At 64.2% G+C, this 20675-nt stretch carries 15 protein-coding genes; 14 read left to right on the forward strand and 1 reads right to left on the reverse strand.

Going from position 1 to position 20675, the window contains the following annotated elements; genetic code table 11:
• The first annotated feature begins 1 nt into the window (after position 1).
• The 9 genes from gspD (at position 2) to A9976_RS18295 (ending at position 11200) form a co-directional block, all read left to right on the forward strand.
• Positions 2–2473, forward strand: a complete 2472-nt coding sequence (gene gspD / locus A9976_RS18255; RefSeq protein WP_183020176.1) for a type II secretion system secretin GspD — start codon at positions 2–4, stop codon at positions 2471–2473.
• 77 nt (positions 2474–2550) lie between these two features.
• Entirely contained in the window at positions 2551–2988 is a 438-nt protein-coding gene (locus tag A9976_RS18260; RefSeq protein ID WP_183020177.1) for a hypothetical protein, read from the forward strand.
• A 204-nt stretch (positions 2989–3192) separates the two neighbouring features.
• The gene (locus tag A9976_RS18265) at positions 3193–4971 is read left to right on the forward strand and encodes a cell surface protein (RefSeq protein ID WP_183020178.1); all 1779 of its coding nucleotides are present in this window, start codon (positions 3193–3195) and stop codon (positions 4969–4971) included.
• A 100-nt stretch (positions 4972–5071) separates the two neighbouring features.
• Complete coding sequence (locus A9976_RS18270; protein WP_183020179.1) at positions 5072–5983, forward strand: peptidylprolyl isomerase; 912 nt, start codon at positions 5072–5074, stop codon at positions 5981–5983.
• Positions 5984–6204: 221 nt separating this feature from the next.
• Positions 6205–7005: an ABC transporter permease gene (locus A9976_RS18275; protein ID WP_183020180.1), complete on the forward strand. Its 801-nt coding sequence runs from the start codon at positions 6205–6207 to the stop codon at positions 7003–7005.
• Positions 7002–8288: an ABC transporter ATP-binding protein gene (locus A9976_RS18280; protein ID WP_183020181.1), complete on the forward strand. Its 1287-nt coding sequence runs from the start codon at positions 7002–7004 to the stop codon at positions 8286–8288. Before A9976_RS18275 ends, A9976_RS18280 begins: the two co-directional genes overlap by 4 nt.
• Positions 8289–8291: 3 nt before the next feature.
• Positions 8292–9353 (forward strand): acyltransferase, encoded by a 1062-nt coding sequence (locus A9976_RS18285; RefSeq protein ID WP_183020182.1) that lies wholly within the window; start codon positions 8292–8294, stop codon positions 9351–9353.
• A 45-nt stretch (positions 9354–9398) separates the two neighbouring features.
• A complete protein-coding gene (locus A9976_RS18290; RefSeq protein WP_183020183.1) occupies positions 9399–10298 on the forward strand; it encodes a bifunctional 2-polyprenyl-6-hydroxyphenol methylase/3-demethylubiquinol 3-O-methyltransferase UbiG in 900 nt (299 codons plus the stop codon).
• Between the two features lie 41 nt (positions 10299–10339).
• Positions 10340–11200 (forward strand): cyclopropane-fatty-acyl-phospholipid synthase family protein, encoded by an 861-nt coding sequence (locus A9976_RS18295; protein ID WP_183020184.1) that lies wholly within the window; start codon positions 10340–10342, stop codon positions 11198–11200.
• A gap of 52 nt (positions 11201–11252) precedes the next feature.
• On the opposite strand, the gene A9976_RS18300 is transcribed toward A9976_RS18295, so the two are convergent.
• On the reverse strand, positions 11253–15074 hold the full coding sequence (locus A9976_RS18300) for a methyltransferase domain-containing protein (protein ID WP_183020185.1): 3822 nt from the start codon (positions 15072–15074) through the stop codon (positions 11253–11255).
• 347 nt (positions 15075–15421) lie between these two features.
• Here A9976_RS18300 and A9976_RS18305 point away from each other — a divergent pair, with 347 nt between their 5' ends.
• The 5 genes from A9976_RS18305 to A9976_RS18325 all read left to right on the forward strand — a co-directional run bounded on the left by A9976_RS18305 (position 15422) and on the right by A9976_RS18325 (position 20671).
• On the forward strand, positions 15422–16195 hold the full coding sequence (locus tag A9976_RS18305; protein ID WP_183020186.1) for a glycosyltransferase family 2 protein: 774 nt from the start codon (positions 15422–15424) through the stop codon (positions 16193–16195).
• A 5-nt stretch (positions 16196–16200) separates the two neighbouring features.
• Positions 16201–17304 carry a glycosyltransferase family 4 protein gene (locus A9976_RS18310; RefSeq protein WP_183020223.1) on the forward strand — a complete coding sequence of 368 codons (1104 nt, stop codon included), beginning with the start codon at positions 16201–16203 and terminating at the stop codon, positions 17302–17304.
• A gap of 110 nt (positions 17305–17414) precedes the next feature.
• Positions 17415–18305, forward strand: a complete 891-nt coding sequence (gene argB, locus A9976_RS18315) for an acetylglutamate kinase (protein WP_183020187.1) — start codon at positions 17415–17417, stop codon at positions 18303–18305.
• 121 nt (positions 18306–18426) lie between these two features.
• Positions 18427–19146, forward strand: coding sequence for a response regulator transcription factor (locus A9976_RS18320; protein ID WP_012203252.1), 720 nt, complete (start codon positions 18427–18429; stop codon positions 19144–19146).
• Between the two features lie 37 nt (positions 19147–19183).
• Positions 19184–20671 carry a sensor histidine kinase gene (locus A9976_RS18325; RefSeq protein ID WP_183020188.1) on the forward strand — a complete coding sequence of 496 codons (1488 nt, stop codon included), beginning with the start codon at positions 19184–19186 and terminating at the stop codon, positions 20669–20671.
• Positions 20672–20675 lie beyond the last annotated feature (4 nt).

Consider the following 20675-nt stretch of genomic DNA (forward strand, 5'->3'; position numbering starts at 1 on the left):
TATGCAACTGACTAATCGACCTATCCGAACCGCATTGGCACTTGCCGTGTGCCAGTTGCTGCTGGCCTGCGCGCAGCCTGCCAAGAACAACTTCGTCAGCCACTTCCGCGAAGACACCCGGCAGTCGGACTATGTATTCCTGCCGGACGATGATGCGGATGCGGCAAAAGGCAAGAAGTCCGAAAGTGCGGACAGTGCCAAGCCCCGCATCCTGGACGGCACCGGCAAGCTGCTGGGTGAGGCCAAAAGCTTCCCGGCCGTGGAGGGCAAGCCCGTCAAGCTCAATTTCGAGGATGCCCCGCTGTCGCAGGTGGTGCGCACCGTGCTGGGGGACATCCTGTCGCTCGACTACGTGCTGCACCCCCCCATCACGGGCAACATCACGCTGAGCACGCGCAGCACCATTCCTGCAGACCAGGCGCTCAACCTGCTCGAAACCGCACTGCAGGCCAATGGCCTGGCCATGGTGCGCGATGCGCGTGGCACCTACCATGTGGGCCGGGTCGATGCGCTCAAGAGCATCGGCGCCACCGTGCGCCAGGCCGTGTCAGACAAGCCTCTGGCGCCGGGCTACGGCACCATCATCGTGCCGCTGCAGTACATCGGCGCCAACGAGATGGCCGCCATCCTGCGCCCCATGGTTCCCGGCGATGCCATCCTGCGCGTGGACAACATTCGCAACCTGCTGGTCATGGCCGGGTCGCGTGCCCAGGCCGAGGGCTGGCTTGACATGGTTCGGACCTTTGACGTCAACCTGCTGGAAGGCATGTCTGTGGGGGTCTTCCCCCTGAAGTACGTTTCCATCCAGGAAGTCAGCGCTGCACTGCAGATCATGAATGGCGGGGCAGGGGCTGGCGGCGCAGCTGCGCCGGGTGTGGCACCAGGGGCAGCAAGCGCAGTGCGCCCAGGCGCCGTCGGTACCGGTGCGATTGCCGGTGGAGCGGGGGCGGCGGCAGGCGCCGCCGCGGGTCTGACCGAGGGCAATCCCTTGTTTGGTGCCCTGCGCATCATGCCCATCGAGCGCCTCAACAGCATCCTGGTGATCACGCCGCGCGCCGCCTATCTGGACGAAGCACGGCGATGGATTGCCAAGCTGGATCAGCCTGGTTCCGGTGGTTCCCAGCCCCAGTTGAACATCTATCGCGTGCAAAACGGCAATGCCCGCCATCTGGCGGGCGTGCTGGCGGGCATTTTTGGCGGAGCCATGGCAGGGACTACTGCCAACAGCGGTGTGGCTCCGGGGTTGGGCACTTCCACCGGTGGCAGTGGCTTCGGAAACAGCAGCTTTGGCAATAGCGGTTTCGGTAACAGCGGCTTTGGCAATAGCGGGTTCGGGAACAGCGGGTTCGGCAACAGCGGCTTCGGCAATAGCGGTTTTGGCAATAGCGGCTTCGGAGGAAGTGGCTTTGGCAATAGCGGCTTCGGTTCCGGCCAGCGCGTGGGCAGCAATACGGGCTTTGGACAGTCGGGGACGATGGGGCAGCCAGGCAGCCAGGGTGCTGTCGGTGCCAACCTGGGCAGTATCCGTGTCATGGCCGACGAGCTCAATAACACGGTGCTGGTCTGGGGTACTCCAGCGGAGTTCGAACGCATCGAAGCCACGCTCAAGAAGCTGGACCTGCCACCGACCCAGGTGCTGATCGAGGCCAGCATCGTCGAGGTCACACTCAATGACGGGCTGGAGTTCGGCCTGCAATGGGCATTCAATGGCGGGATACACAACAGCCACGCTGACGGGACGGGTACGCTGTTCGGGCAGAAGGGCAACGAGTCATCCACGCTGGGCGATGCACTGGGCATGGGTTTCAACTACACGGTGAGATCCTCTGCCGGCAGAGTCCGTGCCACGCTCAACGCGCTGTCAACCAAGACCAATGTCAAAGTGGTGGCAAGCCCCACGCTCATGGTGCTGGACAATCACACGGCCGCCATTGCCGTGGGCACGCAGCAGCCCTACCGATCCGGCGAGACCTCCACCAGCGCGACGGTGGGCAGCACGACCACCAATTCCTATCAGTACAAGGATACCGGCGTGAACCTGCAGGTCACGCCTTCGGTCAACGCCGGCAACCTTGTCACCATGACGGTCAATCAGCAGGTCACCGATGTGGGTAGCGAGGACACGATCACGAAGCAAACAGCCTTCCTGCAGCGGCAGCTTTCCAGTCGAGTGGCGGTGCGCTCTGGCGAATCCATCGTCATGGGGGGCTTGATTCAGGAGACAAATAGCAACAGCCGTAACGGCGTTCCGTTCCTGCATGATTTGCCCGTGGTCGGCAACCTGTTCGGGTCCAGCACCAATTCGGGGCGGCGCACTGAATTGCTGGTCATCATCACCCCGCGTGTGGTGCGCACGGATATTGACGTGCGTGAGGTCAGTGAAGACCTGCGTGAACGAATGCGAGCGCTCGCTCCCATACTCAAGGCGCCGAGTTCCGTGGAAGTGGGGCCGCTCACACCTGCCGTACCTTGAGTATTGATGAGCAATCAATCAGGAACATTTGAGCGCCCCAGGCCTCCAATTCCCCTTTTCCCGGAGAGAAAAACCGCATGAAGCACTCGACATTCCCTTTTCCTCTGGCCGCGCGTTCGCGCTGGCTGCAATGGGGCGCCGGCCTGGCCTGCGCCGCAGTCCTGGCAGGCTGTGCCACCACCGGCGCACAGGACCAGAGCCCCGAGGCCCAGGTGACCCAGCGCTCTGCCGCCTACCTGAAGGCGCGCCAGGCCGGTGAAGTGGACAAGGCCTACGCCTTGCTGGCGCCTTCCTACCGCGCCGTCAAGAACCAGGAGCGCTTCCGCCTGGAGCAAGGCGCCGCCACCGTGCTCAGGGGCGGGGACCTGGTCTCGGCCAAGTGCGAGGAAACCCGTTGCCAGGTGCTGCGCAACTACAGGACCAAGGTCCCCATGATGGGCGATGCCGAGGTGCCTCTGAGCATCTATGAAACCTGGGTCAGCGAGGACGGCCAGTGGTGGCTGTTCATGGAGTAAGTTCAGCTACCCTTGTGAGCAAATGTCTGGGATAATTCGCCGTCCCTGTACGCAGCTGGCCAGTTGGGTGTTGTTTTTTTCGCAAAACAGCACTTGGATGCCCTGAAAAAGCCATATAGGGGCGTAACTGGCTGTGCTACGATTCCCCGGCGATCAATCGTGGTGGTTGCAACTACCTTATCTTTTTTACTGGAGATAGTTCTTATGAAGAAAAATGTTCTGGCCCTGAGCATTGCTGCCATGGTTGGTGGCCTGGGCTTTGCAGGCATGGCATCGGCTGCCGTCGTCGCTGGTACGGGTGCTGCTGATGGCGCTGCCAAGATCGGTAAGACCGATGCTACGTCCTTTCAAGTGACTGAAGGCGGTACGGGCCACAACCTGGTGGTGCCTTACTTCAACGCGCAGAACGGCAACATGACCGTGCTGCACCTGGTGAACACCGACACCGACAACGGCAAGGCCGTGAAGGTGCGTTTCCGTGGCGCCGCCAACTCTGACGACCTGCTGGACTTCCAAGTCCTGCTGTCGCCCCAAGACGTGTGGACCGCCGCCGTGGCCCAAGGTCCTGATGGCCGTCTGCAACTGACGACCTTCGACAACACCTGCACGCTGCCCGCTCTGCGTTCGCGTCCCGTGGCTCTGGATGAAAGCTTCAGCGACGTGCCCGCACGTACTGGCGCTGGCACCGCTGGCTACTTCAATTCCACCACCGGCCGCCTGAACCCCAAGCTGTCGGCTGAAGCTGCTGCCAACGGCACGCGTGAAGGCTATGTTGAAATCTTCAACATGGCTGACATCCCGAAGAAGAACAGTGCTGTCTTCGCTACGCCTCTGACAGACGACACCAAGCTGTACAAGACCATCAAGCACAATGCCTCCGGCGTTGCCGCTTGCGATACCACCGTTCTGCGCGACACGCTGCTGAATGGCGAGTATGGTACTGAAGCAGCTGTGGCTAAGGCTGGCATGACTGTTCCTACCACCGGCCTGATGGCTGACTGGTACATCATGAACGTGCCCCAAACCACGACCTTCTCCGGCTCTGCGACTGCTCTGACGGCCCTGGCTCCCCCGGTTGCACCCGCGACCGTTGGCAAGGCTGGCAACGGCAATTTCGTCATGTTCCAGCAGAAGTCTACTGCTGCACAAGACGTTCTGGATGCTCTGACACCTGCTCAAAGCGTGGACGCTGCTACGGCTGACCCTCTGCTGCTGAAGCCCAGCGGTACCAACATCGGTACTGCAAAGGCGGATGATGGCACTCTGACGGCGCCTATTGCAGCGACTGAAGATCCGTTCATCTTTGCAAACCTGAACGATCTGCCTGACATGTCGACGCCTTACCTGGCGGGTGTTACAGGCCCGGCTGCCCAGGCTGCTGCTCTGACGACTGCACTGGCTACGAAGAACGTGATCAACCAGTACGCCAACGATGTCAGCATCTCTGGCAAGACCGACTGGGTGTTCTCCATGCCTACACGCCGCTACAGCGTCGCACTGGCATACAACAACGATCCCTCTGCAGCCGCAAAGACCGTGTTCACCACGGCCATCCAGGGTGCAGCTGGGACCGAGTTCTTCCACACTGGCAATGCCAAGCTGGATGCCGCGACTGCCAAGGGCGATGCACGTATCTGCGTGGATGCCAACAGCCTGGTGACCTACGGCCGTGAAGAAGAAGTCAAGAGCGATGATTTCGATCTGTCGCCCGCTCCTTCGTCCAAGACCTCGTTCTGCGGCGAAACCAGCGTGCTGAAGTTCGGCGTGGCTCAGGCTGACACCTCGGTGCTGGGCGCTTCCGTTGCCTTCCAAGGCGTGAAGAACCCCGTCTCCAAGCGCGGCTGGGCCAACATCGCCACGACCAATGGCGGCAACGGTCTGCCTATCCTGGGTTCCGCCTTCATCAAGCTGACCAACCCCAACGCTGGCGCAGGCTTCTCGGGCACCTACGGCATCACCTGGCCCCACCGCTATGTGCGTTAATTTGTTTGCGTGAGCAAGCAACTTAAAGCCTAAGTAGCACTCAAAAAAGCGGGACGAAAGTCCCGCTTTTTTTATTTGTACCGACGAGAAGACGCCAACTATGCAAGTGACCAAGACTTCTGCTTTTCCCCTGTCGCGCGTGTACCTGGCACTGGCCCTGGCGGCCGGTGGCCTGGCCAGTGTGCCGGCCCGGGCCGACGAGGCCCGGCTGCTGATGGACGGCCCTGCCACCCGCATCACCACGGCCGATGTCAATGCCGATGCCCAGCGCATGCCTGAGGATGTGCGCCCCGTGATCCTGTCCCAGCCGCAGCAGGTGCAGCAGATCGTCTCGAATCTCTATGTGCGCCGTGCCCTGGCAGATGATGCCGAAAAGCAGGGCCTGGGCAAGACGCCCGAAGTGCTGGCCGTGCTGCGCCTGGCGCGCGACAAGGTGCTGTCGGATGCCTGGATAGAGCAGGTGCGCGAGCGCAGCCGCCTGCCCGCCCAGGTGGCCGAGGCCCAGGCCCGCAGCCTCTACAACGCCAAGCCCGAGCGCTTCGAGCAGCCCGAGCAGGTGCAGGTGCGCCATATCCTGATCGCCGGCGACACGCCCGAGTCCAAGGCCAAGGCCGGGGAGTTGCTGGCGCAGCTCAAGGCGGGCGCCGACTTCGCTGAACTGGCCAAGGCGAATTCCGCCGACAAGGGCAGCGGCGCCAAGGGCGGCGATCTGGGCTACTTCGGTCGCGGCCGCATGGTGCCCGAGTTCGACAAGGTGGCCTTTGCGCTGGACAAGCCCGGCGCGCTCAGCGACCTGGTCAAGACCCAGTTCGGCTACCACATCCTGCGCCTGGAGGCCCGCAAGCCCGCTGGCACCCGCCCGTATCTGGAGGTGCGCGAGCAGTTGCTGGCCGAGGTCCAGGACAAGGTGGCCCAGGATGCCGTCACGGCGCAGGCCGACAAGCTGCGCGCGGCCGCCACGCCGCATGTCGATGCCATCCGCGCCTTCAGCGAAGGCGTGAAGAAGCCCTGAGCCCGCTCACGGTCGCTCGCGCTGCGCGCGCGGCCGGCCGTGCGTGGCACGGCCCCTGTCGCGCGCGCTGGGGCGGCTGCAAAAACTGACACTCTTTGCGCGGTCTGCCTGATAAAGGCCGGCACAGACCTTGCGTCTTGCGCGAAAATGCCGGGTTTGGCATGAACGAAGTGCCGCTGCGTCGCCATGCGACGTGGGCGGCACTTGTCGCATAACAACGCATGTACTCTTTATTCGGCGAATGCCGCGCGCTGTGGCAGGCACGCAGCCTGCTGTGGGTGATGACCCGGCGCGAGGTGGCGGCTCGCCATGCGGGCACGGCCGCAGGCGTGCTCTGGCCCTATCTGCAGCCCCTGCTCACGGTGGCTGCCTACTATCTCGTGTTCGACGTGGTGTTCTCCATGCGCCTGGGCGACAACGCGCCCACGCATGCCGTGGGCGCGTTCCTGGTCGTGGGCGCCTTGCCCTGGATGGCGTTCTGCGATGCCACGGCACGTGGCATGAACAGCCTGATCGAGGCGGGAGGCATTCTGCAGAAGAACGCGCTGCCACCCGTACTGTTTCCCATGCGGGCCGTGCTGGCCAGCAGCGTGATCTTCGGGCCCTTGCTGGTGCTGGTGGCACTGGCCTATCTGCCCCAGCATGGATTGAACACCTCGATGCTGGCCCTGGCGCCGCTGCTGCTGGGCCAGTTGCTGCTGTGCGCGCTGCTGGCCTATGCGCTGGCCATCCTCACGGCGGCGCTGCGCGATGTGGGGCAGTTGGTGACCTTCCTGCTGTCGGTGGGCATTTACCTGTCGCCCATCCTGTTCCCGCTCACGCTGTTCCCAGAGCGTTGGCGCTGGGTGCTCTGGGCCAATCCCATGACGGCGCTGGTGCTGGGCTACCAGAATGTGCTGCTGCAGGGCCTGTGGCCCCAGCCCGCGGTGTGGGTGGCCCTGGGCGCCTGGCTGCTGGTGCTGGCCGTGCTCCTGAACGGCCTGGTGCGGCGCAGCCGCGATCAATTGGTGGACTGGCTATGAACGCCAAGCATGTCGAGCTGCCCGAAGACCTGGTTTTGCGCGTGCGCGACCTGGGCAAGGAATACAAGCTGTACCCGTCGCCGCGCGCGCGGTTCAAGGCGCTGCTGACGGGAACCGCCACGCACCGCAGCCATTGGGCGCTGCGCGATGTGTCGTTCGAACTGCACCGCGGCCAGTGCATTGGCGTGATTGGCGACAACGGTGCAGGCAAGAGTTCGCTGCTCAAGCTGTTGGCAGGTACCTTGCAGCCGAGCTGCGGAAAGATCGAACGCGTGGGCCGGGTGACGGCCATTCTGGAGCTGGGCGCCGGGTTCCATCCTGATTTCAGCGGCCGGGACAATCTGTATTTCGGCGGCAGCCTGATCGGCATCAGCCCCGAGCGCATGCGCGAGCTGGAGCCCGAGATCGCGGCCTTCGCCGAGCTGGGCGAGGCGATGGAGCGCCCGGTCAAGACCTATTCCTCGGGCATGACCGTGCGCCTGGCGTTTGCGCTGGTGACGGCGGTGCAACCCGATGTGCTGATCATCGATGAAGCATTGGCTGTGGGCGACCAGCATTTCCAGAAGAAATGCATAGAACGCATCATGGCCTTCCGCAACAGCGGCTGCACCATCCTGTTCTGCTCCCACAGTCCTTACCACATCCGCCATCTCTGCGACGCTGCACTGTGGCTGCGTGGGGGGCAGGTGGCACAGTTCGGCGATACCGAGCAGGTGCTTGCTGCCTACGATATGCACACACGCGAGCGCCAGGAGCGCGAGCAGCAAGCCCTGGAAGGTGCTGCTGCATCCGAGGGGGCAGGCGGGCGTGGGCAGGCCAGGGCGCATGAGGCAGAGGCTACGCCATCGGGGCCCGTGGCTGCCGTTGACAGCGGCACGGCCTGCATCCTGTCGGTGGATGTGAAGGATCTGGCCGAGCCTGAGGGCGATCAGCCTGGCCTGCTGCAGAGCCAGGATCTGGTGGTGACCATCACGGCGCGCGGACGCGGGGAGGAGCGCCCGCACATAGGCTTCATGATCGAGCAGTCCAAGGGCGTGGGAATCACCTCCCTGGCCACCCACGAAGATGGCGCTTTTCCGCGGCAATTGCCTGATGGAACCTGGCAGACGGTATTGACCTTCCCCGAACTGCCTCTGCACAGCGGCGACTATGTGATCAGTGCCTTCCTGTTCGATGAGACAGGTCTTGCCGTCTATGACGAGTGGTTCCAGTTCCTGCATCTGCGCTTCATCTTCCCAAAGCCGCTGCCCGGATTGGTGCGCCTTCCTCATCACTGGAACTGAACGATGGCGCAGGAGTCGGCACGATTGCAGCAGCAGGCGCCGCCCGCTGGCGAGGCCAGGTCGGGTGTTGATCCACGCTTGAATCTGCTCAAGGTACTGGCATCGTTCGGCGTGATCATGGTGCATACGGCGGTGCTGCGTGTGTCGCAGGTGGACGTGCACAGCCTGGGTTGGTGGGTTGCCAATATCGGAGACGCGGCCGGGCGCCTGGGCAGTTCCATGTTTGTGATGGTGGGCGGGGCGGTGCTGTTGGCGCGGCCTGCCGAACGTGATCCCTGGGGCATGGTAGGTCAACGCCTGTCCCGGCTGCTGCCGGCGCTGCTGTTCTGGTCGGTGTTCTATTTCGCTTGGCGCCAGTGGATGTGGGGCGGAATGACCTGGGCGGGCATCGTGCAGGATGTGGTGCTGGGCAGTCCCTGGTACCACCTGTGGTTCATGTACATGATGCTGGGCCTGTACCTGATGATGCCTGCCATGCGCTATGCGGTGCTGGGCGTGGGGGATGGTCCGGGATGGCGCCATCTCTTGGCCGTGGCAGCGGGCATGACGTGGTTTGTCTCCATCGCACAGACGCTGCAGAAGACCTCGCATGCCAGCTTCATCGGGCTTGCTCCCCTGTTTATCGTCTATTTCCTCGGTGGCTACTATCTGCTCAGGCGCCCGGTGCGCCTGGCGTCATGGCAATTGTGGCTGGGCGTGATCCTGGCGATTGCGGGCATGGCAGGGGGTGTGGCGTTGCTTTATCCGGCGCTCAAGGAGTGGGCCTTCGTGCTCTTCTACAGCAATCGCAGTCCTTTTGCGATGGTGCTGACCTTCTGCGTTTTCTTGCTGGCACTTCGCTTTCCCGCGCACAGGGTGCCGGCCTGGGTCAACCACCTGGGCAAGGCCACTTTGGGTATCTATGCCATTCACCCCTTCTGGATCGATATGCTGGCGCGTTGGGGCTATGGCCTTGCACAAGCCGGCAGTTACTGGCCTTTGATGACGCTGCTGGTGTTTGCGCTGTCTGCGGTGACATCGCTGGCGCTTTTTTCGCTTCCCCCGCTGCGGCGCCTGGTGAGCTGAAGACGGTTTTTCGGCCTTTGCACACAACTCTCCCCGGATAGTTCAATGAATACAACGAGTTCTCTGCCCACGGATTTGAGCGAAGGGCAACGTCTGCTGAAAGAAGCCAGCCAACTGCTGGAGCAGGGAGACAGGGCTGGCGCTGCCCAGGTACTGCTTCGCGCACGAAGCGAAAACGATGCGCTGCTGCAGGCTCATGAGCTGATCGAGACCCATGGCCTTGTGGGCTCGTTCTCCAACATCATGGGGCTTGAGTGCAGGATCTCGCCACAGGACGATATCTTTGGCTTCTTCCGTGGACATCCCTCCAGCCGCAATCCGCTGCGCGACTACTTCGCTGATGGTTGGCGCACGCTGTCGGAGCTGATGCTGCTGCTGGAGGCAGTGGACAAGCCCTTGCTGCGCACGGCCAGCGTGCTGGAGTTCGCCAGCGGCCATGGCCGCTTCACACGGCACCTGGTCAAGGCGCTGGGTGCGGAACGGGTCACGGTCTCGGACATCGTGATCGATGCCGTGGACTTTTCCAAGCAGACCTTCGGTGTGCAGGGCTTTGCGTCGGCCAGCGTGCCGGAGCAGGTACGCTGGCCTCAGCAGTACGAGCTGGTGTTCGTGCTGTCGCTGTTCAGCCATCTGCCGCGCTCGACCTGGACGCGATGGCTGCAGGTGCTGCGCGATGCGGTGGCGCCGGGTGGTCTGTTGGTGTTCAGCACCCATGGCGTGAAGGCTGCGGATTTCGATAGCGTGACACTGGACGATGACGGTTTTTTCTTCGCACCGTCCAGCGAATCGAATGCCATTGATGCCAATGAGTACGGCACGGCCTTCACCTCGGAGCGTTTCGTGCTGGAGCGCATTGCCGAAACCTGGGGCAGTGATGCCTTGCGCCATCGTTCACTGGTGCATTTCTGGAATCACCAGGATGCCTATGTGCTTCAACGGCTGTGAACGGCAGCCAGGCCATTTGATAGAACAAAGAGGACGATTGCATGAGTTGGAAGCTGCGCTTGCAGGAGAGACTGTTCGGCCTGGCGCCATGGGATGCCGGCAAGATCACGGATGAATGGTTTCGTGCACATTTCAACTACGCGGCAGATCTGGCGCATGATTGGCTGGGTCGGTCGCTGGATCTGTCCAAGGCTCGGCTGCTGAATTTCGGCTGCGGCGATGGCATTACCGATCTGGCCCTGGTATTGCGCCATGGTGCGACGTCCATCCACGGCATCGACATCCGCCAGGAATACGCCAAGCTGCCGCGCATCGCGCGAGAGCAATTGGGCATGTCGCGCATTCCTGCCGCGCTGAGCTTTGAGACCATCGTGCCCAATTCGCCACTGGCGGGGCGCCATGCAAATTACGATGGATTGCTCAGTTGGTCCACCTTTGAGCATGTGCAGCGCGACAAGGTGCTGCCGATTCTGGCCGACCTGCACGCCTGCCTGCGCCCTGGCGGGGTGTTCTTCCTGCAGATCGAGCCGCTGTTCCATTCGCCCTGGGGCTCGCATCTGCGCCGCTATGACGATGTGCCTTGGCACCACCTGATGGCTTCGGAAGAGGAGCTATGGAGCATCATCGACAAGCATGAAGGTCCGTTGGATGCTGCCGAGGTGGATTTCGGCTTTGCCGATTTCGGTGTCGATGGTTACAAGCGCTTTGTCTTCAAGGAGTACCAGGCGCTGAACCGACTCACTGCCGATGAGCTGATCGATATCGCCCGGCAGGCCGGCTTCGAGGTGCTGCGCGAGGAGCGGCGCCATGTGGATATGCCCGTTCCGCAGGCGCTGCAGGGACGATATCCCGAGGATTGGTTGCGCAATAACGAGATCTTGCTGTTGCTGGGCAAGTCCTGAACTGCGCAGGCATCGCCATTTTGGCGGCGCCTGCGAGCTCATGGTCCAGGGCTCAGGCCTGCAGCCAGTTCTTGACACGCCGCTGCCAGTGCGCAGGAATGCACCTGGCCACGCCACGCAGGACTGGCATGGAGCGCAACCGTGCCAGGGCGGCCAATGCCATTGAGCTGGCCACATGGGCTTCGCGCTGCAGGCGATGCGTTGCCAGAAAAACCTGGGGCAGGGGCTGGAGCACGGCCTGTTCGCAAGGCTGAAGGCCTTTCAGGTAGCTTTGCGCATAGAAGGCTTCGCCAGCCAGCGCCTGCGGCATGTCTGACGCAGGAGGAGTTTCCGGTGCCTGTGAGGCGATGAAATGCGCCTGACGTACCTTGGCGAAGAAATCCAGCCATTGCGCAGGGCTGGCATCCCAGGCGTGGACCCATGACCATTCACGCCCGGCAAGACGTTCCGGAAACGCACCGATATCGGGGCCGACGACAGGCAGGCCAGAAGCCAGGCACGCGCTGAGCGTGTAGCTATAGGTCTCCGGCCATTGCGCAGGGAACCAGGCCAGGTCGGGCTGCAGCCACTCCAGCAGCGCAGGCAGCTCATCTTCCTTGTAGCCGCCATGCACGGTCAGGCGAGCGCGCGGCTGGGTCTGCAGGCTGCGGTAGCCGTAGCCCAGCAAGTGGAACTCTACGGGTGCGCCACGCTTGGCGGCCTCCTGCGCCACGGCTTCCAGCACGTCGGCGCCCTTGATGGCGCTCATGGCACCCAAGACCACGACTTTGAGCGGGGCTGTCTCGGCCAATGGTCGCGCTGTTGGAGCCGGCAGCTGTGCCGGCAGGTCGGTGTGGGCAACCGCCTGGACACGCGCGCCGGGCGCGAAGCCGGCGATCCGGCCGGCCGTGTCCTGGCTGGGCGCGAGTACATGGCGCGCATTGTTCAGCAGCAGCGCATTGCGATGGCGCCACTGGGCCACGGTGCCTGCGTAGGGCGCGGTGTCTCCCGGCTCGCAGCAGCCGCACTCTCCTGCACGTGGCGGTTCGATGTAGCGGTTGTCCATGCCGGTCAGCGAGATGTTCTTGCAGTAGGTGTAGAAGTCGTGGGCCGTGAAGTCGTAGGCCGCACCCAGGCGGGCGGGAAGGTCCAGGATGGCTTCGCTGTGGCCCAGCAGGTGCTGGTAGTGCACATGCACCACGCCCAGCTGGCGCAGGGCCTGCACCAGTTCCTCCATCTGGTCGGCGACGCGGAAGGCCAGCTCGAAGGCTTCTTTCTCTTCGGCGCGGCGCAGCACCACGGCGCCGCCTGCAGCGGGAGACAGGGTCAGGAACAGGGCCTTGCCTTGCAGGTGCTGCGCCAGTTCGCGCACATGGCGAACGGTGCCGCCCGCTCGGTCATGCAGGACTGAAAGCACCACCGGCTGGTGCGCGGCGTCTGCCTGCAGGCGAGCCGCATCAAGCGCCAGGCGAGCCGTGCGTGCGGGATCCGCTTGGACAAAGGCCATGACATCGGCTTCATAGCGCGGATGCAGGCGGCGCAGCGTCTCCATGGCGGCACGCTCGCGCGGGCTCTTGCTTTCTCCGAAGCTCACGCCGCCCGTGTGCAGCACGAAGGTGTCCAGCAGGTGCAGGTTGCGCCAGCCGGCGGCTGCGGCGCGTTGGCAGAAGTCGTTTTCTTCGCCATAGCCCTTGCCGAAATGCTCGGTGTCGAACAGGCCGACGGCGTTCAGGCTGTCGCGGCGTATGTACATGCAAAAGCCCACGCCGGTGGGCACGTCCACCACCTGGCCGGGATTGGTGCGCGCGCACAGTGCATCGATGGCGGCGGTGTCCATGCCGGCCGGCAGGTCGTTGCCCTCGCAAAAGCGCGGGTAGCTGCAGATGGTGGCATTGTTGGAGAACGGCGTGACCGAGGCAATGCGCGCATCGCCATAGGCAGCCTTGCGGATGCGGTCCAGCCAGTCATTGGCGACCACGGTGTCGCTGTTGAGCAGCAGCACGTCATGGGCGGTGTTCAGCGCCATGCCACGGTTGACGGTGCCGACGAAGCCCAGGTTCTCCTCGTTCTCCAGCAGGGTGATGCGGGGCTCTTGCGCCGCCTTCTCGCGCAGCCAGGCCGTGACTTGGGGCTCGGGGCTGGCGTCGTTGATGACCACGAGTTGCCAGTGCGTGCGGCAGGGGCTGGCCAGTACGGACTCTATGCAGTTGCGCGTGTCGTCCAGGCCGCGGTACACGGGCACGATCACATCGACGGGCTGCGGCGGCATGGCCTGTGGCACGGGAGTTTGGACAGGGGCAGGCGCGGGCGTGCGGCCCAGCAGGCGGTCAATGCGCATCTTGGCGTGGACGAGGGGGCGCGTGGCCCGGAAGACGGTGGAGTTCTCTATGTCGCGCAGGTGCTGTTCCAGCCGTGCGAAGTCCCGCTGCACGCGGGTGGCCTCCTGCTGCCAGATGGCGCGCTCCTTGCTTTGCGTCGCGTGGCTCTCTTCTAGCAGAGCATTGCGATGCGAAAGGCCCTTGATGGAGTCACTCTTGTGCTGAATCTCAACATTCAGCCCCTGAAGCTCATCGGTCAGCCGGCTAATGGTTTCCGCATGTTGCTGTTCATGCACCAAGTTCTGGGTGTGCAGTTGATCCTGCAGATCATTGGCCCTGCTGCGTTCCTGCGCGATCTGCCGCTCAAGCGGCTGCACGGCCCCGGCCAGCGCCAGATAGTCGGCCGACATGGGCCATCCCATCTCGATCTCCAGCGAGGCGCCACGCAAGGGGGCCAGGGTTTCTGCGGGAATGGGAAGTTCGAACCAGGGGTCATCGCCGGTCAGCAGCAGCATCAGCGCGAATGCACCTGCCGGATGGGGCCCGTTCCACACCAGCTGATGGTGCGGGCGTTGCCCCAGCAAGGCGGCATCCGAATCCTCGGGACGCCATTGCCAGACGACGGCGCCTTGCGCATCGAGCAAGGCCAGCCGGTACAGGTGCACGAAGCCCGGCCGGTCGGCCAGGTCCAGGCGCAGATGGCTCAGCGAAGTATTGTGGTCGGGCAGTGCAAAGCGCAATGTCTGACGTGCCTGGCCAATGATGCCGGTGGTGGAGAGCTTGCTTTCTTCGTCATAGCGGCCAGCGCGAGCCATATAGAGCTGTGCCGTGAATAGGGCATGTGCCTGTGGATAGTTCACGGGCGGCTCGATGGCCTGTGCCTGGGCCACCGGGGCGGCACTGGCGATGAATTGATAGGCCAGTGCATCGGGCGTGGCCAGCAGGTGGCGTGCGACTGCCGGTGGCAGGCTGTCGTAGGCGACGCGGAACTCCGATTCGGGCAGGGCCCGCTCGATGGTGTCGATGCCATCGACCTGCCAGCCTTGTTCGGCCAGAAAGCGCGACAGCGAGCGCCGCGTGAAAAAGCGCAGGTGAGTGCGATCCAGCAGGCCTTCTTCGCGGTAGCGGAATTCGCCGTGCAGCAGTTCTGCCACCAGGCCGCTGTAGCCCGCATTGGGCACGGAGATCAGCAGCCGGCCTTCAGGCGTCAGCCGCTTGCGGCATGCCGCCAGAATGCGCTCGGGCTGGCGCAGGTGCTCCAGCACGTCGGCGCAGACGATGTAGTCATAGCGCGCATCGCCGAAGAGCTGGTCCAGGTCGCAGTCCTCCAGGTCGGCCACATGGACATGGCGGTAGAAGGGCGCGGCATGGCGCGCCTCTTCCTGGCTCAGGGTGACGCCATCGCAGACGCATTGCTTGTGCTCGGCGAGAAATGCGCCCAGCGCGCCGCTGCCGCAACCCAGATCCAGTATGTGCGCCTGGGCCCGGACATGGCCGGCCAGCACGGACAGCGACGTGCGCTCGTTCAGATCGACGGTGCGCAGGTAGACGTGGGGATCGGAAATGGGTGTGGTCATAGGAGATGGGGCGCCGGGCAATCTCTCCGTTGGGAGCAGGAGCCGCGGCCGTATTCATTCACGCCAGACGGCCTTGGCCAGTCCGCAGCGGGCAGCAAGATGCGCCCACGTCGGGCGCAAAAAATCCCGGAAGTCCGGGCGGCAGATTGTCGCGCATCATAATCCCGGCCACCGCAGTGACTGCATGGCATGGCCGGGTAATGACATATTGCGCGGCTGTTGCATTTTTTTGCATTACAGCAAGCCTGCTGACGCTTGACAAAAGCCATCAGCGGAATACTGGGTGCCGCCGTTTCTGCGGCGCGTGATTCCCGTGCGGGAGTTTGAAGATCTGAAGGGCGGCATTGATGGGTTCATCGTTGGTCGTGTCCGTGGTGAGCCACGGGCATGGCGCTCATATCCAGAGGCTGCTTGAATGCCTGGCTTCGGCACGCCTGGCGCCAGTGTCCCGCGTGGTGTTGACGCTCAACATCCCCGAGGTGGAGCCTCTGGCGCCAGCTTCCGGCTGGCCTTTTGCCCTGGAGATCCGGCGCAATGCGCAGCCCCTGGGTTTTGGCTGCAACCACAACCGGGCGCTGGCGAATGCGCGGGAGCCATTTGTCTGTGTGATCAATCCTGACGTGTACTGGGGAGCACAGGAAGAGCCGCTGCAGGAGCTTCTGGCGCTGGCGGCCCGGCCGGGATGGGCCCTGGCCTACCCACCGCAGATCGGCGAAGACGGCACGCTGCAGGATTTCGAGCGGGAGCTGCCGTCTTTCTGGAATTTGCTGCGACGCAAGCTGCACGGGCGTGTGGAGCAGCGTGTGGAATGGGTGAATGCGGCCTGCCTGGTGATGGGCCGTGACAGCTGGATGCGGCTGCGTGGGTTTGACGAAGGTTTCTATATGTATTGTGAGGATGTGGATCTGTGCCTTCGCCTGCGCGCGCTGGGCGGAGAGCTTCGGCGTGGTGAGTTGCCTGTCGTCCATGCGGGTCAGCGGGCGAGCCGGCGCAGCCTGCGCCATGGCGCATGGCACGTGGCCAGCCTGCTGCGGCTGTGGAGCCGTCCGGCCTACCGCAAGGCCCGAGCCCTGCCACAGGCAGCGCCCTCGCTGCGCAGCCTGCATGGGGAGTCATCGTGATCTGGATGGCGGTATTGGCCTTCATGGTCTCCTTCATCGGCTGTGCGCTGCTGCTGCGCTGGGCTCGGCGGTCCTCGACGTCCTCTTACGGATACGACAAGCCGCAGCGCTTTCACATCGGCGAGATACCCCGGCTTGGGGGCGTGCCGATGTACCTCGGGCTGGCCGTGTCCTGGGGAGTGGGCACGTGGCTGAGCATGCGCGGAGACCCATCGTCGCTGCGCATGCAGCTATGGGTTGTCGTGTGCCTGGCCGCCATGCTGCCGGCCGTGGTCGGCGGCGTCATCGAGGATGTCTCGCAGCGCCTGAGCGTGCGTTACCGGCTGGTGCTGACCCTGCTGAGCGCCGTGCTGGCTGTTTTGCTGTGCGGCCTCACCGTGCCCCGGCTCGGCTGGCCCTGGCTGGAACAGGCACTGGGCCCGGCCATGCCCTGGCTGGGCATGGGCCTGGCAGTGCTGGCCCTGACGGGCCTGCCCCATGCCTTCAACATCATCGACGGCTACAACGGGCTGGCCGGCATGGTGGCCACCATCATCTGCCTGGCGCTGGCCCACGTGGCATTGCAGGTGGGGGACCGGACCCTGGCCGCCATGCTGGTGACGCTGGCCGCCGCCACCTGCGGCTTCCTGGTCTGGAACTATCCGCGCGGCATGATGTTTGCCGGCGACGGCGGGGCCTATGTCTGGGGGCTGGCGATTGCCCTGGCCAGCATTGCCCTGGTGCAGCGCAATTCCGCAGTCTCGCCATGGTTTCCCATGCTGCTGCTGATCTATCCGGTCTGGGAGACGGTGTTTTCCATTTACCGCAAGCTGATGCGCGGCATGTCGCCGGGCATGGCGGATGCCCTGCATTTCCACCAGTTGATCTACCGGCGCATCGTGCGCGGCGTGTTCGACGACGATCTGGCACGGCGCATGCTGCGCCGCAACAACCGGACTTCGCCCTATTTGTGGGCCTTCACGCTGCTGACCGTGGTGCCGGCGCTGCTGTTCTGGAGCAATACGCCCGTTCTGGTGGGTTTTTGCCTGCTGTTCGTGGTCAGCTATGTGATCGCCTATCTGGCCATCGTGCGCTTCAAGCTGCCGGGCTGGATGCAGAACAATGGATGATGGCCGGGCGCCAGTGGGCGTTCCGTCATCCGGGCATGCAACACTGCCGCGCAGTTGCGGCACAATGCCCGCCTTGTTGTTGACTACTTCCACGCCCCCGGGCTAGCACCATGAACGATATCCTCTCGATTGCCCCCCGCGACAAGGCCGAAATCCTCGCCCAGGCCCTGCCCTATATCCGCAAGTTCCATGGCAAGACCATGGTCATCAAGTATGGCGGCAACGCCATGACCGATCCGGCCCTGCAGGCCGACTTCGCGGAAGACGTGGTGCTGTTGAAGTTGGTGGGCATGAATCCGGTGGTGGTGCATGGCGGCGGGCCGCAAATCGAGACGGCCCTGAACCGCCTGGGCAAGAAGGGCGAGTTCATCCAGGGTATGCGCGTGACGGACGCGGAGACCATGGAGGTCGTGGAATGGGTGCTGGCCGGCGAGGTGCAGCAGGACATCGTGGGCCTGATCCACCAGGCCGGTGGCAAGGCCGTGGGCCTGACCGGGCGCGATGGTGGCCTGATCCGCGCACGCAAGCTCAAGATGGTCGACAACAAGGATCCGAGCATCGAGTACGACGTGGGCCAGGTGGGCGATATCGTCTCCATCGACCCCAGCGTGGTGCGCGCGCTGCAGGATGACGCCTTCATCCCCGTGATCAGCCCCATCGGCTTTGGCGAGGAAAACGAGAGCTACAACATCAACGCCGACGTGGTCGCCAGCAAGCTGGCCACGGTGCTGCAGGCCGAAAAGCTGGTGCTGCTGACCAACACCCCTGGTGTGCTGGACAAGGCCGGCAGCCTGCTGACCGACCTCACGGCGCGCGAGATCGACGCCCTGTTCGCCGACGGCACCATCTCGGGCGGCATGCTGCCCAAGATCAGCGGTGCCCTGGATGCCGCCAAGGCCGGCGTCAACGCCGTGCACATCATCGATGGCCGCGTGCCGCATGCCATGCTACTGGAAATCCTGACCGACCAGGCCTACGGCACCATGATCCGCAGCCATTGAGGCCCGATGACGCGGACTTTGCGGTTCGCGTTACCATCGTGCATGGCCCGGGCGTGGTCTGACGGCCTGGGCCGGTTTGCTGCAAGCCGCCTTTGGGCGGCTTTTGTTTTTTAGGTTTGATATGCGTTTGCTTCTTGTGGAAGACGATGTGATGGTGGCCAGCGGCATCAAGCTGGGACTGTCCGATGCGGGGTATGCCGTGGACTGGGTCGGCAGTGCCGAGCGCGCCCTGGAGGTGCTGGCCCAGGAAGCCTTCGACCTGGCCGTGATCGACATCGGCCTGCCGGGCATCGATGGGCTGGAGCTCACACGCCGCCTGCGCAGCAGCGCTGTCGAAAGCTCGGCCATGCCCGTGCTGATCCTGACGGCGCGCGATGCGCTGCAGGACCGCGTGCAGGGCCTGGACCAGGGCGCCGACGACTACATGGTCAAGCCCTTCGAGCTTCCCGAACTGCTGGCCCGGCTGCGCGCGCTGCTGCGCCGCTCGCAGGCGGCCACATCGGCCGTCCTGAGCTTTGGCCCCATCGAGCTGGACACGGCAGGCCGCCGCGCCGGCGCGCGCCAGCCTGCGCAAGACGATGAGAGCGAGGGAAAACTGCTGCCCATCGACCTGGGTCCGCGCGAATGGACCGTGCTGGAGTACCTGCTGATCCACGCGCCCAAGCCCGCCAGCAAGGACAAGCTGCTGCAGGCGCTCACAGGCTGGGACCGCGAGATCACGCCCAACGCGGTCGAGGTCTATGTCTCGCGCCTGCGCAGCAAGCTGGAGCCGCATGGCGTGGCGCTGCGTTCCATCCGGGGCTTCGGCTATCGGCTGGAACTCTCGCATACCGCCGCCTGATGCGGACATGGCGCATGGCCCCAGGCGCTGACCGCCCATGACGGCCAATCTGCGCCTTCGCCTGCTGGTGCTGCTGGTGGTGCCGCTGACGCTGCTGGCACTGATGGGGGGCTGGTTCGGCTATCGCTCGGCAGACGAAGCCTCCACCCAGCATGACCAGCGCCTCTTGCGCCTGTTGCCTGCGCTGGCCGATTCGGTGCTGGCGCCGTCGATTGCCGAGGGAACGCCGCCCCTGGTGGCGCTGACGCCCGCCATCGAGGACGTCTTGCGCCAGCGCGGCGACGATGTCGGATATGCCATCGGCGACCTGCAGGGCCATGTCGTTGCCGGCGACACCTGGATCCGCTTCGACGTGCCTTCCACGCCTCTGGCCGAGTTCCACAGCCAGGAGCATGACGGCCTGACCTACCGCGTGGCCGTCATGCGTGCCGAAACCTATGGCGCCGGTGAAATGGTGCTTGTGCTGGCCGATGGGGGCGATGTGCGTCAGCAATGGGTGCGGCAGCTGCTGCTGCATGTGCTGCTGCCCAGCGTGCTGCTGATCGCGGGTGCCGGCATCGCCATCTACTGGTCGGTCAGCCGGGCTTTCCGGCCGCTTCTGACCCTGACCCAGGCTGTGGAGCGGCGCTCGCCGCGCGACCTCAGTCCCATCTCGGAGCACAGCTCGCCGGCCGAGGTCCGTCCGCTGGTGCGCTCGCTCAACCGATTGTTTGCACTGGTCAACGCACAGGCCGAAGGCCAGCGGCGCTTTGTGGCCGATGCGGCCCATCAATTGCGCACGCCGCTGGCGGCCTTGCAGGCCCAGGTCGAGGCCTGGGCGCTGAGCGCGCAGTCCGCGCAGGCCGAGGCGCGGCGCAAGGGCACCGAGGCCCAGGTGGTGCTCAGCGTGACGCAGATCGAGCAGTTGCGCGATGCCACGCGGCGCACCTCGCAGCTGGCACGCCAGCTGCTGGCGCTGTCGCGCGCCGATGCGCGCAATGCCGAGGTGCAGCCGCTGCAGCAGGTGGATCTCAAGGACCTGTGCGAAAGCATGCTGGAAATGTTCTTCGACCAGGCCAGCGCCAAGGGGCTGGACTTCGGCCTTGACGTGGGGGCCGCCAGTGTCTGGGGCCACAGCTGGCTGCTGCGCGAACTGGTTTCCAATCTCGTGGACAACGCCATCAAGTACACGCCGCCCGGCGGCAGCGTCACGCTGCGCTGCGGCATGTACCATGGCGCGGGGCAGTCTGAGGATGAACCGCAAGGCTGGGCCTTCCTGGAGATCGAGGACGACGGCCCCGGCGTGCCCGAGGCCGAGCGCTCGCAGATCACGCAGCGCTTTTACCGCGCCCAGGGCGCGGCCGGCGACGGCACCGGGCTGGGATTGGCCATTGCCGAAGAAATCGCCCTGCTGCACCAGGGCACTCTGGCCTTTGGGGCCGCAGCGCAGGGCAAGGGCCTGCTGGTACGCTTGGAGCTTCCATTGCAAATGCCGGCCATGCTCTCGGAAACAATAGCAGCGCAAGCAACAGGCAAGCGATCCTGACGGT

The organism is Delftia sp. UME58 (assembly GCF_014170385.1).
Taxonomy (GTDB): Bacteria; Pseudomonadota; Gammaproteobacteria; order Burkholderiales; family Burkholderiaceae_C; genus Comamonas; species Comamonas acidovorans.